Below are 15,954 nucleotides of genomic sequence, written 5' to 3'. Positions count from 1 at the left end.
TCGTACTGGACGTACTTGCGCGGTCCGACAACGCAGCGAGGTGCCGTGCCGGGCGCCGTGACCCGGTGAACCTTGCCGGTCACAGCACTAGACCGCGCTGCGGTCCCGGCGGCCGGGGCGTGCTGATGCGCCGCCCCGGCCGCCGGCCCGGGCTACTGCGCCGCGGGCGCCAGGTCGTCGAAGTCCGTGCCCCGGCTGACGGCTTCCCACGTACGGGCCTCCGCGCGCGCGGCCTCCGCGTGGGCCGTGATGAAGTCGAGCGCGTCGTTGCCCAGGACGAGCCGCAGCGGGGTGTTCTCGGCGTCCAGCGCGGTGAGGATCGCGGCGGCCGCCTTGACCGGGTCGCCGGGCTGGTGGCCGTCGGTGGCCGGCATGCCCTGGCGCACCGGGCCGACCGACTCCTCGTAGGCGGGCAGGACCGCGGTGTGGGCCAGTGCGTCCCCGCCCGCGAAGCCCGTGCGGAAGGAACCGGGCTCCACGATCAGCGCCTTGATGCCGAAGCCGGCGACCTCGTTCGCGAGCGCCTCGGTCAGGCCCTCCAGGGCGAACTTCGTCGCGCAGTAGGCGCCGACGCCGGAGAAGGCGAGCCGCCCGCCCATGCTGCTCATCTGCACGATGGCGCCCGACTTGCGGGCCCGCATGTGCGGCAGCGCGGCGCGGGTGAGGGCCGCGGGACCGAAGAAGTGCAGCTCCATGAGTTCGCGGAGCTCGCGGTCCGTGGTCTCCTCCACGGCGCCGAGCAGACCCCGTCCCGCGTTGTTGACGAGGACGTCGATCCGGCCGAAACGGTCCACGACCTCCGCCACGACCTCCTCGGCGCGCGCGATGTCCGTCACGTCCATGGCGAGCGGTACCAGCCGCTCAGGGTGGTCGGCTGCCAGCGCGTCGAGCGACTGGGGGCGGCGGGCTGCCGCGACGACGGTGTCCCCGGCCGCGAGCGCGGCTTCCGTGAGGGTCCTGCCGAAGCCGGAGGACGCCCCGGTGATCAGCCAGACCCGGCCGGCCGCTTCACTCAATCCATGCTGCGTTGTCATCAATTCCCCTGTGAATGAACGCTGTCGATGGTGCGCGCACTCATCCTGGCACCGGCCTGGTCGCCCGGTCAGCCCATTCTCGGATCATGGGGATGATGTCCATCTGAAGGGAAGGTTCCGTTCTTTCGCAGGCGGCGCAGGGTCATGTCCTCGTGGACGAGCCGGCCGACGAGCGCCCCGCCGTAGACCACGAAGCCGACGCCGACCAGCCAGGACTGGACGACCAACAGGGTGCCGAAGGGGCCGTAGGTCACGGCGTTCGACGCGATCAGCGGGGAGAACATCAGCTGCGAGAAGATCCGCAACCCCAGCAGGCCGAGGCTGGTCGCCAGCGCACCCGGCACGAGCGCCCGCCAGCGGACCCGGCCGCAGAGCAGCAGCCGCTGCGATCCGAGGAAGAACAGGCAGGTGCCGATCAGATCGCCCACGGTGCCGAAGATCGTGCCGAAGGCGTCGTTCGAGGGTGCGGGGATCTCCACCAGCAGGGCGAGGTAGCAGACCAGCAGGGCGAGCCAGACGACGTGCCGCCACATGGTGTGCCAGCGGGCTGTCGGCAGGTCCCAGACCTTCTCGTAGCCGGTCTGCACGGCCGAGCCGAAGGTCAGCCCGAAGACCGCCAGCGCCGCCAGACCGAAGGCGGTGGTCCGCTCCAGCGCCAGGTCCGCCGCGCCGAAGAGCATCTCGACCCGGGCCCGGGAGGACTCCGTCACCCCGAGAGCCTGGCCGAGCCAGCGGCCGAAGCCCGAACCGCTGCCCGGCGCCGCGGCCGCCACGACGATCAGCAGCGGCACCAGGGTGAGGAAGCCGAGGGCCGCGAAGCCCATCGCCCGGTGCATCAGCTCCATCTCCCGGCCACGGCTCCACGCCAGTCCGGCAGGGGAGCCCTGGAGCCGGTCGTGGAGCTGCCGGAGGATCGAGGTCACGCCTCATGCCCTACCCGCCCGGACAACCCTGCTCCCGGAAGCGGGCCCGAAATAAGCCCGAAGGGGTGGTTTCGCCCGCCCGTGGGCCTCTCTCACCCCTCCCCGGTGCCCCGCAGGTCCACCATCCGCTTGATCTTCCCCACCGACCGCTCCAACGTCTCCGGGTCGACCACCTCGACCCGGACCGAGACCCCGATCCCCTCCTTGACGGCGCGGACCACCTCGGCGGCCGCGGCCTCCCGCCTGGCCGCCTCCGTCTCCCGGCGGGCCTCCACCCGCACGGTCAGCGCGTCCAGCCGGCCTTCCCTGGTCAGCCGCAGCTGGAAGTGCGGGGCCAGTCCGGCCGTGCGCAGGAGGATCTCCTCCACCTGGGTCGGATACATGTTCACCCCGCGCAGGATGATCATGTCGTCGCTGCGGCCCGTGACCTTCTCCATCCGGCGGAAGGCGGGGCGGGCCGTGCCGGGCAGCAGCCGCGTCAGGTCCCGGGTGCGGTAGCGGATGACGGGCATGGCCTCCTTGGTGAGGGAGGTGAAGACCAGCTCGCCCGGCTCCCCGTCCGGCAGCACCTCGCCCGTCAGGGGATCGACCACCTCGGGATAGAAGTGGTCCTCCCATACGTGGAGCCCGTCCTTCGTCTCCACGCACTCCTGCGCCACGCCCGGGCCGATGGCCTCGGACAGTCCGTAGATGTCCACCGCGTCGATGCCGAGCCGCTCCTCGATCTCCCGGCGCATCTCCTCGGTCCACGGTTCCGCGCCGAAGATGCCGGTCCGCAGGGAGGTGGCGCGCGGATCGATGCCCTGACGCTCCATCTCGTCCAGCAGGGTCAGCATGTAGGAGGGAGTCACCATGATGACCTCCGGTCGGAAGTCCTCGATGAGCCGGACCTGGCGGTCCGTCATCCCGCCCGACGCGGGCACGACCGTACAGCCGAGGCGCTCGGCCCCGTAGTGCGCGCCGAGGCCGCCGGTGAACAGTCCGTAGCCGTAGGCGATGTGCACCATCTGGCCGGGCCGGCCGCCCGCCGCCCGTATGGACCGGGCCACCACGTCGGCCCAGGTGGAGAGGTCGGCGTCGGTGTACCCGACCACGGTGGGGCGTCCGGTGGTGCCGCTGGAGGCGTGGATGCGGCGCACCTCGGAGCGCGGTACGGCGAACATCCCGAAGGGGTACTGGTCGCGGAGGTCGGTCTTGGTGGTGAAGGGGAACAGGGCCAGATCGGCGAGGGAGCGGCAGTCCTGCGGGTGTATGCCCGCCTTGTCGAAGGACTGGCGGTAGAACGGCACCTGCTCGTACGCGCGGAGCAGCGTCGCGCGCAGCCGGCTCAGCTGGAGGGAGGCCAGCTCGTCACGGCCGAGCCGCTCGCCTTCGTCGTGGAGATCCGCCTGCACCGCCATGTCGTCACCTCATCCTGAGCCAACCGAACGATCATTCGGTAGATTGCCAGGTCCCCACGGGGTAAATCAATGACTCGAACGAGTGATCGTCTGTTGTGATGGTCCGCATGCCTACCTTCACCACCTATGACGGAACCGAACTCGCCTACCACGTGCGGGGGGAGGGCGAGCCGCTGGTCTGCCTCCCGGGCGGTGCCATGCGGGCCTCGGTCTACCTGGGCGACCTCGGCGGACTGGCCGCGGGGCGCCGGCTGATCCTGCTCGACCTGCGGGGTACGGGCGACTCGGCGATACCGGCGGACGAGTCGACGTACCGGGTCGACCACCAGGTCGCCGACGTCGAGGCGCTGCGGGTCCACCTGGGGCTGGACCGCATGGACCTCCTGGCCCACTCCGCGGGCGGCAACCTCGCCCAGCTGTACGCGGCCGCGCATCCCGACCGGGTGCGGCGGATGGTTCTGGTGACCCCCACCGCCTGGGCCGTGGACCTCCCCGTCACCGCGGAGCAGAGGCTGACGGCGGCCCGGCTGCGGGCGGGAACCGAGCCGTACGACACGGCGATCGAGGCGTACGAGGGGATCCTCGGGGGCGGCGTCGACAGCGACGAGGCGTGGGACCTGGCGGCCCCGCTGTTCTACGGGCGCTGGGACGACGCGGCCCGGGCGCACTGCGCCGCGAACGCGCACGAGCAGAACGAGAAGGCGTCGACGGCCTACGCGGGCCCGGGCGCCTTCGACCCGCCGGCCACCCGGGCCGGGCTCCGGCGGGTTGCCGGGGAGGTGCTGGTGCTCGCCGGCGAGCTGGACGGGAACCCTTGCCCGGCCCTGGCGGGGCAGCTCGCGGAGCTGTTCCCGCGGGGTGCGGTGGAGGTCCAGGCCGGAGCGGGGCACTTCCCGTGGCTGGACGACGCGGTGTGGTTCTCGGCCCGGGTGGAACGCTTCCTGGCCTCCGGCCGCTGACCCGGGGGGTGGGGGCGGGCGGGGGTGCGGGTGCGGGTGCCGCTGCGCGGAGCAGCTCCCCGCCCCGCCCTTCCACCGTTCCCCGGGGCGCCGCCCCGGACCCCGCGCCTCAAACGCCGGCGGGGCTGGGTTTGCCCGGCCTAGGTGGCCCGTGCGGCACCGCTGTCGGCGGTCAGCCCGACGTGTCCGCCTCCGTGGCGATCGCCTTCGCCCAGCGGTAGTCCGCCTTGCCGCTCGGGGAGCGCTGGATGGCCGGGGCGATCACCAGCTGGCGGGGGATCTTGTACCCCGCCAGCTTCGTGCGGCAGTGGGACTGGATCTCGTCCAGCGTCGGCTCCGGGGCGCCCGGGCGGATCTGGACCACCGCCGCCACGTGGCTGCCCCACGTCGGGTCCGCGACGCCCGCGACCAGGGCGTCGTACACGTCCGGGTGGGACTTCAGGGCCTGCTCGACCTCCTCCGGATACACCTTCTCGCCGCCCGTGTTGATGCACTGCGAGCCGCGGCCGAGCACCGTGACGATCCCGTTCTCGTCGACCGTCGCCATGTCGCCCAGCAGCACCCAGCGCTCGTCGCCCTTCTGGAAGAAGGTCTCGGCGGTCTTGGCCGGGTCGTTGTAGTAGCCGAGCGGTACGTAGCCGCGCTGCGCGAGGCGTCCCGGCACCCCCACCGGCACCGGTTCGTGGGTGACCGGGTCCACCACCTGCGTGCGGTCGTTGACCTCCAGGCGGAAGCCCTTCTCGGGGCTGGAGTCGTCCGTCGCCCGGCCGTTGGAGCCGGATTCGGAGGACCCGAAGTTGTTCAGGAGCAGCACGTTCGGCACGAGCCGCTGGAACTCCGCCTTCACCGTCTCCGACATGATCGCGCCGGACGACGAGACGCTGAAGAGGGAGGAGAGGTCCGTGCCCTTCAGCGGGCCGTTCAGCGCGTCGATGAGCGGCCTCAGCATCGCGTCGCCGACCAGCGAGACGCTGGAGACCTTCTCCTTCTCGATCGTACGGAGCACTTCCTCCGGCGCGTACTTGCGGTGGATGACGATCCGCTGGCCGTAGTTGAAGGCGACGAACGAGGTCAGGGTGGAAGTGCCGTGCATCAGCGGCGGCGCGGGGAAGAAGGTGAGTCCGGCGCCGCGCGCCGCGACCCGCTCGGCCAGCTCCTCGGGCCGCTTCACCGGTTCGCCCGACGGCTCGCCGCCGAAGAGGCCCGCGAAGAAGAGGTCCTCGGCCCGCCACATCACGCCCTTGGGCATGCCCGTGGTGCCGCCGGTGTAGATGATGAACAGGTCGTCGGGGCTGCGCGGCGGGAAGCCGCGCTCGGACGAGCCGGCCGCCTCGGCGTCCTCGTACGCGATCGGTGCGATCGAGGGCTCCGGCGCTCCCTCGGGGGTGGCGCCGACCCGGATCAGGTGGCGGAGCTTCGTGGTCTGCGGGAGCGCGGCCGCGACCCGCTCGGTGAACTCGCCCTCGAAGACGAGCGCCGCGAGATCGGCGTCGTTGTAGAGGTAGACCAGCTCCTCCTCCACGTACCGGTAGTTCACGTTCACCGGTACGAGGCGGGCCTTGAGGCAGGCCAGCACCGTCTGGAGGTACTCGACGCCGTTGTAGAGGTGCAGGCCCAGGTGCTCGCCGGCCTTCAGCCCGCTGTCGAGCAGGTGGTGCGCGATCCGGTTCGCCGCCGCGTCGAGCTCGGCGTACGTCAGCCGGCGCTCCGCGCCGGTACCGGGGTGGTCCACGTACACGAGGGCCTCGCGGTCCGGGACCACGTCCACGACCGACTCGAACAGGTCGGCAAGGTTGTACTCCACCGTTCCTCCTGACGCGCATGGCTGGTCTGCTCGGCGGTCATTAGAGCGCCGCTGAAGGGAACTGGGAAGGGCGTCGCGCAAGAAATCTGACTGGGTGTCAGAAAACTATTGAACTGCACCCGCCCCTACTGCAACCTGTTCTAGGTCTTGAGACGGGAGGACGGCAATGGGTGGGACGGAACACCTGACCGTGGAGCGCCACGGTGCCACGCTGGTGCTGACCATGAACAGGCCCGAGGCGAAGAACGCGCTCTCGCTGCCGCTGCTGGTGGGCCTGTACGACGGCTGGCTGCAGGCGGACGCGGACGACGAGATCCGCTCGGTGGTGCTGACCGGCGCGGGCGGGGACTTCTGCGCCGGCATGGACCTCAAGGCGCTCGCCGGGAAGGGCATGGCGGGCGACCAGTACCGGGACCGCCTCAAGGCCGACCCCGACCTGCACTGGAAGGCGATGCTGCGCCACCACCGGCCGCGCAAGCCCGTCATCGCGGCCGTCGAGGGGTACTGCGTGGCCGGCGGGACGGAGATCCTGCAGGGCACGGACATCCGGGTGGCGGGGGAGGGGGCCACGTTCGGACTGTTCGAGGTCAAGCGGGGCCTCTTCCCGATCGGCGGTTCCACGGTGCGGCTGCCGCGCCAGATCCCGCGCACGCACGCCCTGGAGATGCTGCTGACCGGGCGGCCGTACTCCGCCGAGGAGGCGGCCGCGATCGGGCTGGTCGGGCGGGTGGTCCCGAAGGGGACGGCGCTGGAGGCCGCGCTGGCGACCGCGGAGCAGATCAACGCGTGCGGGCCGCTGGCGGTGGAAGCCGTGAAGGCCTCCGTCTACGAGGCCGCCGAGCTGACGGAGACGGAGGGCCTGGCCGCGGAACTGCTGCGGGGGTGGCCGATCTTCGATACGGCGGACGCGAAGGAAGGGGCGCGCGCCTTCGCGGAGAAGCGGCCCGCGCTGTACCGGCGGGAGTAGCCCGCCACCAGATCCGTTCGCTGCCGGGTGCGGCGCCGCTGCCGGGGCGCTGCCCCGGACCCCGCGCCTCAAACGCCGGCGGGGCTGGAATCACCCGAATCAACCGTATCGGAGAGCCACCATGACAGCTGCCTCCCCACCGGAGGTGCTCCGCGCGCCCCTCGTCGTCGAGTTCCCGTTCACCCGGTCCCTCGGGCCCGTCCAGAGCGCCTTCCTCACCGGGCTGCGCGAACGCGTCGTCCTCGGGGTCAAGACCTCCGGCGGCACCGTGATGGTGCCGCCCGTCGAGTACGACCCCGTCACCGCCGAGGAGGTCCGCGAGCTCGTCGAGGTCGCCGCCACCGGCACCGTCACCACCTGGGCCTGGAACGGCCGGCCCCGCCCGAACCAGCCCCTGGACACCCCCTTCGCCTGGGTGCTGGTCAAGCTCGACGGCGCCGACACCGCCCTCCTGCACGCCCTCGACGCGCCCGGCCCCGACGCCGTCCGCACCGGCATGCGGGTGCGGATCCGCTGGGCCGCCGAGCGCACCGGGGCCATCACCGACATCGCCTGCTTCGAGCCCTACGAGGGGCCGGAAGCCGGCGCAGCCGCCCCGCACGACGGGGCCTTCGACGACGCCGTCCACGGGATCGTCGCCCGCGCCCGCCTCGACTACACCTACAGCCCCGGCCGCGCCCAGACCGCCTACATCAACGCCCTCTCCGAGCAGAAGACCGTCGGCGAGCGCTGCCCCTCCTGTCACAAGGTGTACGTCCCGCCGCGCGGCGCCTGCCCCACCTGCGGGGTGGCCACCACCGACCAGGTGGAAGTCGGCCCGGCCGGCACCGTCACCACCTTCTGCATCGTCAACATCAAGGCGAAGAACCTCGACATCGAGGTCCCCTACGTCTACGCCCACATCGCCCTCGACGGCGCCGGCCTCGCCCTCCACGGCCGGATCGGCGGAATCCCGTACGACCAGGTCCGCATGGGCCTGCGCGTCGAACCGGTCTGGACCGAAGGCGGCCGCTACCCCGACCACTACCGCCCCACCGGCGAGCCGGACGCGGACTACGACGCGTACAAGGAGCTCATCTGATGCCCCGGACCGGACCCGCCCGCGAGGTCGCCGTCGTCGCCTTCGCGCAGAGCGACCACCGCCGCGACACCGCCGAACTCAGTGAAGTCGAGATGGTCATGCCGGTCCTGCACAAAGTGCTGGCCGCCACCGGACTGAAGGCCGGCGAGATCGGCTTCACCTGCTCCGGCTCCAGCGACTACCTGGCCGGCCGGGCCTTCTCCTTCACCATGACCCTCGACGGGGTGGGCGCCTGGCCGCCGATCTCCGAGTCGCACGTCGAGATGGACGGCGCCTGGGCCCTCTACGAGGCCTGGGTCAAGATCCAGACCGGCGAGGCCGACACCGCGCTCGTCTACTCGTACGGGAAGTCCTCGCCCGGCTCCGTACGCGACGTACTGACCCGCCAGCTCGACCCGTACTACGTGGCTCCGCTCTGGCCCGACTCCGTGGCCCTCGCCGCCCTGCAGGCCCAGGCCCTGATCGACGCGGGCGACACCGACGAGCCCGCCCTCGCGGCCATCGGCGCCCGCAGCCGGGCCGACGCCCGGGCCAACCCGCACGCCCAGCTCGCCGGCACCGTCCCACAGGGCGACTACCAGGTCGCGCCGCTGCGCACCGGGGACTGCCCGCCCATCGGCGACGGCGCGGCCGCCGTCATCCTCGCCGCCGGCGACACCGCGCGCCGGCTCTGCGAACGCCCGGCCTGGATCACCGGCATCGACCACCGCATCGAGGCCCACAGCCTGGGCCTGCGCGACCTCACCGACTCCCCGTCGACCAGGATCGCCGCGGAACGCGCGGGCGTCTTCGAAGCCCCCGTGGACACCGCCGAACTGCACGCGCCGTTCTCCTCCCAGGAGGTCGTCCTCCGCAAGGCGCTCGGCCTCGGCGACGGCGTCGCCGTCAACCCCTCCGGCGGGGCCCTCGCAGCCAACCCGATGATGGCCGCGGGCCTGATCCGGATCGGCGAGGCGGCCGCCCGCATCCACTGCGGCGAGTCCGACCGGGCCGTCGCCCACGCCACCTCCGGCCCCTGCCTCCAGCAGAACCTGGTCGCCGTCCTGGAAGGAGAGACACGTTGAGCGCAACGGGTAAAGAACCGGTCGCGATCGTCGGGATCGGCCAGACCAAGCACGTCGCCGCCCGCCACGACGTCTCCATCGCCGGACTGGTCCGCGAGGCAGCGGCCCGCGCCCTCGCGGACGCCGAGCTGACCTGGGCGGACATCGACGCGGTCGTCATCGGCAAGGCACCCGACTTCTTCGAGGGCGTGATGATGCCGGAGCTCTACCTGGCGGACGCCCTCGGCGCGGTCGGCAAGCCGATGCTGCGCGTGCACACCGCCGGCTCGGTCGGCGGCTCCACGGCGCTCGTCGCCTCCAACCTGGTGGCGGCCCGCGTCCACCGCACCGTCCTCACCCTCGCCTTCGAGAAGCAGTCCGAGTCCAACGCCATGTGGGGGCTCTCCCTCCCCGTCCCCTTCCAGCAGCCGCTGCTGGCCGGCGCCGGCGGGTTCTTCGCCCCGCACGTGCGCGCGTACATGCGGCGCACCGGCGCGCCCGACACCGTCGGCTCGCTGGTCGCCTACAAGGACCGGCGCAACGCCCTGAAGAACCCGTACGCGCACCTCCACGAGCACGACATCACCCTGGACAAGGTCCAGGCCTCGCCGATGCTGTGGGACCCGATCCGCTACTCCGAGACCTGCCCCTCCTCGGACGGGGCCTGCGCGATGATCCTCACCGACCGTGCGGGCGCGGCCCGTTCGCCGAAGCCCCCCGCCTGGGTGCACGGCGGGGCGATGCGCAGCGAGCCGACGCTCTTCGCGGGCAAGGACTTCGTCTCCCCGCAGGCCGGCAAGGACTGCGCGGCCGACGTCTACCGGCAGGCCGGGATCACCGACCCGCGCCGGGAGATCGACGCGGTGGAGATGTACGTGCCGTTCTCCTGGTACGAGCCGATGTGGCTGGAGAACCTCGGCTTCGCGGAGGAGGGCGAGGGCTGGAAGCTCACCGAGGCCGGGGTCACCGAACTCGACGGGGACCTTCCGGTCAACCCCTCGGGCGGCGTGCTGTCCACCAACCCGATCGGCGCCTCCGGCATGATCCGCTTCGCGGAGGCCGCCCTCCAGGTCCGCGGGCAGGCCGGGGAACACCAGGTCCCGGGGGCCCGACGCGCCATGGGCCACGCGTACGGCGGCGGCGCCCAGTTCTTCGCGATGTGGCTGGTGGGGGCGGAGGAGCCGACCCGCTGAGAGTCCCGGGGGGTGCCGGACCGGTCAAGGGTGACTCACCGTGGCCTGTGCGGCACCCGCTGCGGTGGTTAACCTTGCCCCCGGACGACGTACCGGGAGGAGCACGCACGTGGCAGAGAGCATGACTTCACAGCCCCTCGCTGGCTGGGGCAAGCCGGACCTCGATCTCACCGAGGCGGACTGGCAGTCGAGCAGCAGGGGAGCGGGCGACGTCCAGATCGCCTTCGTCGACGGCTTCATCGCGATGCGCAACAGCGAGCGCCCCGAGAGCCCTTCCCTGATCTTCGCGCCGGACGAGTGGCGCAAGTTCGTACTGGGCGCGCGGGGCGGGGAGTTCGACCTCACCTAGTGCTTCCCGCGGTCGGGACGGCACCTGAGGGTCCGGACGGGGTCGGGTGTGTGGTGGGGCGTCCCCGCAGGGCTCCGAACACAACCACGCTCGGCCCACCGACCCCTGGAAACGTTCGGAGCCCGAGGAGACGCCCCGCCGCGCGCCCGGCCCCGGCCGGACCCGCGCCCGGCAGGGCCCGCCCGCCCTCGTGAGGGTCGGCGTGGCCAGCAGGGTCGGGCTCGGCTGAAAGCCGTTGCCGCGCGCGCAGCGCCCCGGCAGGATGGGCCGTATGACGATCATCCGCCGAAAGGGCGATGCCGCGTAGACGGCCCGGCGCGCTGCGCGCCGCACGAGGAAGCTTCGAGGACCGCCGCCCGCCAACCTGGGCGTGGGAACTGCCGCCCGTCGACCGGTTGTCACGCGCCGCGAGTGCGGAGGTCCACTGGGCGCGGCACAAGAGCTACTACGGGACGCAGGAACTGCTGGGCAGCTACCGGGCGTTCCTGGACCGGCCAGGAGGCCGCCTCCGGCCGACGGAAGCGTGCTGCCCCGCCCCGGGGTGCGAACTCGACGACGTGACAGTGGTCCGCGACGAACTGGCCGACGTGTACCGCACCCTGCCGCCCGTCGCCCGCCGCGCCCTCGGCCGGATCCTGCGACGCCTGGACGCGGACTTCCGCCACCGCACCCTCCCCGACCCCGATCCGCTGCCGGACCACTGGGTCGACTGGAGCGGGCGCCCCCGCTCGTGGTGGCATCGCAGGCTCCGGGCGGAACGATGACTAGGCTGGCGGCATGAGCGGCGAGAGCGACCTGCGCACACTCCTGAGCGGCATGCGGCCCGAGCTGAACGACGGCGTGTACGTGTTCTGCACCGTCCCCGGAACCACCGGCACCACCGTCCCGGCCGGGACGACCCCCGTGGCCACCATCCGGGAGCGCGAAGGGCTCACCCTGGTCCTGCGCCAGGAGGAGGCCGACGCCGCCGGGCTCGCCTACGAGTACACCGCCGGCTGGATCACCCTGCGCATCCACTCCGCCCTCGACGCCGTCGGCCTCACCGCGGCCTTCGCCACCGAACTCGGCGCACACGGCCTGAGCTGCAACGTCATCGCCGGATACCACCACGACCACCTCTTCGTGGCCGCCGACCGGGCCGCCGAGGCCGTCGCCGTTCTGGAGGGCCTCGCGGAGCGCTCGGCGGACAGCTGAAAAGAAGATCGGAAACTTTCCGACAGCGGGCTCCCTCCCGTCCCGCGCGAGCGTACGCTGATGCCCCCTAACAGGCCTGGGGGGTACCAGCCATGACGGAACGTCGGACCCGCATACGGCGCACACTGGTCGAACGCGAGACCGAACTCGCCCTCGTCGACGAGGCCCTCGACCAGCTCGCCGGTCCCGCCCCGGACGGCGGCGGCGCGCTCCTCGCCTTCTCCGGACCCGCCGGCCTCGGCAAGACCACCCTCCTCGCCGAACTCCGCCGCCGCGCCCACGCCCGCTCCTGCACCGTCCTCGCCGCCCGCGGCGGCGAACAGGAGCAGAGCCAGCCCTTCCACGTGGCCCGCCAGCTCATCCAGCCCCAGCTCGCCGGCACCTCCGAACACGAACTGCGCGCCGCCCTCGGCAGCTGGTACGCCATCGTCGGCCCGGCCCTCGGCCTCTGCGCCCCCGAACAGGGCGCCCCGCCCGACCCCCAGGGCCTGCGCGACGGACTCGACTGGGTCCTCACCCACCTCGTCGTCCAGCGCGCCCCCGTCACCCTCGTCCTCGACGACGCCCACTGGGCCGACCCCGAATCCCTGGGCTGGCTCGCCGGCTACGCCCCGCGCGCCGAACACCTCCCGCTGCTCCTCGTCGTCGCCTACCGCCCCGACGAACTGCCCGCGCACGCCGAGGCGTTCCGTACGCTGCCCGGCCGCGCGGGACAGCGGCCGCTCTCCCTCGCCCCGCTCACCGCGCCCGCCGTGGCCACGCTCGTCCGCGAGGCCATCGGGGAGCACGCCGACGACGCCTTCTGCCGCGAAGCCTGGGCCGTCACCACCGGCAACCCCTTCGAGACCGTCGAACTCACCGCGAAAATCCAGGACAAGGGCCTGCCCCCGGTCGAAGCCAGCGCCCCGCTGCTGCGCGACCTCGCCGCCGCCCAGCGCGGCAGCGGCCTCGTCGCCCGCCTCGAACGCCTCGGCCCCTCCACCGTCCGCTTCGCCTGGGCCTGCGCGATCCTCGGCACCGCCATCCCGCAGGACCTGGCCGCCCGCGTCGCCGCTCTCGGCGCCGAAGAGGCCGTGGACGCCACCGGGCGGCTGCGCGACGCCCGCATCCTGTCGGCCGCCACCGAAGAGGCCGACGCGGGGCTCGAGTTCGTCCACCCGCTCATCGCCACCGCCATCTACCGAGCCATCCCCGACGCGCTGCGCGTCGCCCTGCACGGCAAGGCCGCCGCGGCCGTGGTCGACGCCGGCCTCGGCCCCTCCGCCGCCGCCCGCCACCTCCTGGAAACCCACCCCGAGAACGACCCCTGGGTGGTGCGCACCCTGCGCGAGGCCGCCGCCGAGAACCTTCGCGCGGGCGCCCCCGAGGCCGCCCGCCGCCAGCTCGCCCGCGCCCTGCGCGAACCCCCCGACTTCGACGAACGCGCCGCCGTCCTCTACGAACTCGGCTGCGCCTCCCTGCTCACGGAGCCCGCCAACACCGTCAACCACCTGCGCGCCGCCCTCGCCGAGCCCGTGGACGACCCGGCCCTGCGCCAGGGCATCGTCATCCGGCTAGCCCAGGTCCTCGCCCACAGCGACCGCCTCGCCGAGGCGTCCGAATCCCTCGCGCGGGAGATCCCGTACACCCACGACGCCCGCGCCCGACTGCGCCTGCAGTCCGAGCAGTTCATGTGGGACGCCTTCAACGCCGCCGAGACCGACTCCCCGGCCCGCTCGCGGCGCCTGGCCCGGCTCGCCGACCGGCTGACCGGCCGCGACCTCACCGAGCGGTACGTCATCGGGCTCCGCGCCTGGGACGCCTGCCTGCGCGGAGAACCGGTGGACGTGGTCCTGCACCACGCCGGACGGGTCCTGGAACAGCCCTTCAGCTGGGCGTACGAGGACCGGGGCTTCGAAGTGCCCGTGCTCGTGGCCATGGCCCACGTGTACGCCGACCGGCCGGGCCGCGCGGACGAGCTCTTCGAGGCGGGCATCGCCGAGTTCGAACGGCAGGGCTGGCGCGGGGCGCACCTCTCCTTCGGCTACAGCCTGCGCGCCTACATCCGCTTCCGGCGCGGGCGGCTCGCGGAGGCCGAGGAACTGGCCCGGGCCGGGCTCCAGCTCGCCGAGCGCGTGGGCCGCGGCACGCCCGTGCACTGGTACACCATCGCCATCCTCATCACCACGCTGCTCGCCCGGGGACGGACCGACGAGGCCTGGGAGCTGGCGCGGGAGCACGAGTTCGGCAGGCCCTTCCCCGCGGCGGTGGTTTTCCCCGACTCCCAGACCGTGTACGCCGAACTGCTCCTGGCCCGGGGAGACACGAAGGCGGCCGCCGCCGAACTGGAAGAGGTCGACCGGAGGCTCACCCCGCGCGGCATCCAGAACCCGGCCTGGTGCCCCTGGCAGCTGTACCTGGCCCGGGCCGTGGCCGCGGAGGACCCCGAGCGGGCGCGCGCCCTGGCCGGCGACGCCCTGCGGCGGGCCCGCGCCTTCGGCGCCCCCTCGGGCATCGGGCAGGCCCTGCGGGTGGCGGCCGAGGTCGCGGCGCCGCAGGACCGGGTGGCGCTGCTGCGCGAGGCGGTGGCCGTGCTCGCGGCCTCCCCGGCCGGGTACGAACTGGCCTGCGCGCTGGCCGCGCTCGGCACGGAGCTGCGAGACGAGGAGCTGCTGACCCGGGCCGTGGTGACGGCGCGGGAATGCGGCGCGGACGGTCTGGAGGCGGAAGTGGTTGACGCCCTCCTGGGGCTCGGCGCCGACTTCCCGTGCAGGGCGTCCGTGGAGGACCGGCTGACGGAGGAGCAGCTCGACGCGGCTCGGCGCGCGGCGCGGGCCGAGCCGAAGCCGACGGCGGCCGCGCCCCCCGGCCCGGCCGGTCCCCCGACGACGCCCCCCGCCCCGGCCGGGGTCACGGCCCCGCCCCCAGCCGCAGCCTCGGGCACCGTCCCGGGCTCGGGTTCGGCCTCGGGCTCGGTTCCGGCTTCGGGTGCTCGCACGGCCTCGGGCACGGCTTCCGGCGCGGGCGCGGGCACGGATCCGGTGCCATCTGCGGCCGCGGGCCCGGCCGCAGATGGCGGCCCCGGGCCGGACTGGGACCTGTCCGCCGCCTGCCGGAAGCTCGGAACCGACCGGCCCGGGCTGAGGGCCGCGCTGGAGGCGTTCGCCCGTAGCTCAACGTGATCGGATCCCCGGGTCGGCGGGCAAGGGTGACCCCATGGACGAAACGGAACGGATCACCCTTTTCCAGAGCGAGGCGTCGGCCTTCGAGAAGGCCGTCCGCCGCGCGGTCGACCCCGGCGGGCCGCTGCCCCTGGTCCCCTCCTGCCCCGGCTGGTCGGTCTCCGAGCTCGTCGGGCACCTGGGCGGCGTGCACCGCTACCTCGCGCACGTACTGCGGGAACGGCTCGCGGCCCCGCCGGACCCGGCCGGGCTCGGCCTCCCGGAGGCCCCGGCCGATCCGGAAGCGCTGACGGACTGGTTCGCGCGGGGTGCGCGGGAGCTGGTGGAGCTCTTCCGGGAGCTGGGGCCGGACACCCCGGTGTGGAGCTGGTCGGCGGAGCAGACCTCGGGCTTCTGGCTGCGGATGCAGCTGATCGAGCTGGCGGTCCACCGCTGGGACGCGGAATCCGCCACGGGCAGCCCCGGCCCCCTCGACCCGGCCCTGGCGGCGGACGCCGTGACCCAGACCTTCGAGGTGATGGCCCCGGCCCGCCGCTCCTGGAAGCAGGCCCCGCCGGGAACGGGGGAGCGGTACCGCTTCCGCCGCACCGACGGCGTGGAGACCTGGACGGTCGGCTTCACCCCGGACGCGGTACGGCTCGAGCCGGCCCCGGCCACCGCCGCACCGGTGGACGTCGAGGCCGCCGGGACGGCCTCGGACCTGGCCCTCTTCCTCTGGGGCCGCCTCCCCGCCACGGCCCTGCGGGTCTCCGGCGACGCCACCCGACTGGAGCACTGGTTCACGCTGGTCCCGTCGGTCTGACGGGCGCCGCGCTCCGTCGGGGGCCCGCGGGCCGTCCCCGGCAG

General features: G+C 73.3%; 14 protein-coding genes. 10 read left to right on the top strand and 4 right to left on the bottom strand.

Annotated elements, in window-relative coordinates:
* Positions 1-152: 152 nt before the first annotated feature.
* The 3 genes from AB0O21_RS27470 to paaK form a co-directional block, all read right to left on the bottom strand.
* Complete coding sequence (locus tag AB0O21_RS27470; protein ID WP_365175231.1) at positions 153-1,034, bottom strand: oxidoreductase; 882 nt, start codon at positions 1,032-1,034, stop codon at positions 153-155.
* 68 nt (positions 1,035-1,102) lie between these two features.
* Positions 1,103-1,957: a YhjD/YihY/BrkB family envelope integrity protein gene (locus AB0O21_RS27465; RefSeq protein ID WP_365175229.1), complete on the bottom strand. Its 855-nt coding sequence runs from the start codon at positions 1,955-1,957 to the stop codon at positions 1,103-1,105.
* Between the two features lie 92 nt (positions 1,958-2,049).
* On the bottom strand, positions 2,050-3,357 hold the full coding sequence (gene paaK / locus AB0O21_RS27460) for a phenylacetate--CoA ligase PaaK (protein WP_365175227.1): 1,308 nt from the start codon (positions 3,355-3,357) through the stop codon (positions 2,050-2,052).
* A gap of 107 nt (positions 3,358-3,464) precedes the next feature.
* Here paaK and AB0O21_RS27455 point away from each other — a divergent pair, with 107 nt between their 5' ends.
* Positions 3,465-4,316: an alpha/beta hydrolase gene (locus tag AB0O21_RS27455; protein WP_365175225.1), complete on the top strand. Its 852-nt coding sequence runs from the start codon at positions 3,465-3,467 to the stop codon at positions 4,314-4,316.
* 172 nt (positions 4,317-4,488) lie between these two features.
* On the opposite strand, the gene AB0O21_RS27450 is transcribed toward AB0O21_RS27455, so the two are convergent.
* A complete protein-coding gene (locus AB0O21_RS27450) occupies positions 4,489-6,120 on the bottom strand; it encodes an acyl-CoA synthetase (protein WP_365175223.1) in 1,632 nt (543 codons plus the stop codon).
* A 166-nt stretch (positions 6,121-6,286) separates the two neighbouring features.
* On the opposite strand from AB0O21_RS27450, the gene AB0O21_RS27445 reads away from it, so the two are divergent.
* From AB0O21_RS27445 to AB0O21_RS27405, 9 genes are all read left to right on the top strand, one after another.
* Positions 6,287-7,087, top strand: coding sequence for a crotonase/enoyl-CoA hydratase family protein (locus tag AB0O21_RS27445; RefSeq protein ID WP_365175221.1), 801 nt, complete (start codon positions 6,287-6,289; stop codon positions 7,085-7,087).
* 121 nt (positions 7,088-7,208) lie between these two features.
* The gene (locus tag AB0O21_RS27440; protein ID WP_365175219.1) at positions 7,209-8,168 is read left to right on the top strand and encodes an OB-fold domain-containing protein; all 960 of its coding nucleotides are present in this window, start codon (positions 7,209-7,211) and stop codon (positions 8,166-8,168) included.
* Positions 8,168-9,232, top strand: coding sequence for a thiolase domain-containing protein (locus AB0O21_RS27435; protein WP_365175217.1), 1,065 nt, complete (start codon positions 8,168-8,170; stop codon positions 9,230-9,232). Before AB0O21_RS27440 ends, AB0O21_RS27435 begins: the two co-directional genes overlap by 1 nt.
* On the top strand, positions 9,229-10,404 hold the full coding sequence (locus AB0O21_RS27430) for a thiolase domain-containing protein (RefSeq protein WP_365175215.1): 1,176 nt from the start codon (positions 9,229-9,231) through the stop codon (positions 10,402-10,404). Before AB0O21_RS27435 ends, AB0O21_RS27430 begins: the two co-directional genes overlap by 4 nt.
* Before the next feature lie 109 nt (positions 10,405-10,513).
* Positions 10,514-10,753: a DUF397 domain-containing protein gene (locus AB0O21_RS27425; RefSeq protein ID WP_365175213.1), complete on the top strand. Its 240-nt coding sequence runs from the start codon at positions 10,514-10,516 to the stop codon at positions 10,751-10,753.
* Positions 10,754-11,049: 296 nt separating this feature from the next.
* Positions 11,050-11,517, top strand: coding sequence for a hypothetical protein (locus AB0O21_RS27420; protein ID WP_365175211.1), 468 nt, complete (start codon positions 11,050-11,052; stop codon positions 11,515-11,517).
* A 13-nt stretch (positions 11,518-11,530) separates the two neighbouring features.
* Complete coding sequence (locus AB0O21_RS27415) at positions 11,531-11,947, top strand: ACT domain-containing protein (protein ID WP_365175209.1); 417 nt, start codon at positions 11,531-11,533, stop codon at positions 11,945-11,947.
* Between the two features lie 92 nt (positions 11,948-12,039).
* A complete protein-coding gene (locus AB0O21_RS27410) occupies positions 12,040-15,108 on the top strand; it encodes an AAA family ATPase (protein WP_365175207.1) in 3,069 nt (1,022 codons plus the stop codon).
* Positions 15,109-15,142: 34 nt separating this feature from the next.
* Positions 15,143-15,910, top strand: coding sequence for a maleylpyruvate isomerase family mycothiol-dependent enzyme (locus tag AB0O21_RS27405; protein ID WP_365175205.1), 768 nt, complete (start codon positions 15,143-15,145; stop codon positions 15,908-15,910).
* Positions 15,911-15,954 lie beyond the last annotated feature (44 nt).

It is taken from the genome of Streptomyces sp. NPDC091371, assembly GCF_040684275.1.
Lineage (GTDB): Bacteria > Actinomycetota > Actinomycetes > Streptomycetales > Streptomycetaceae > Streptomyces.
This window is presented reverse-complemented; position numbering and strand designations above follow the sequence as displayed.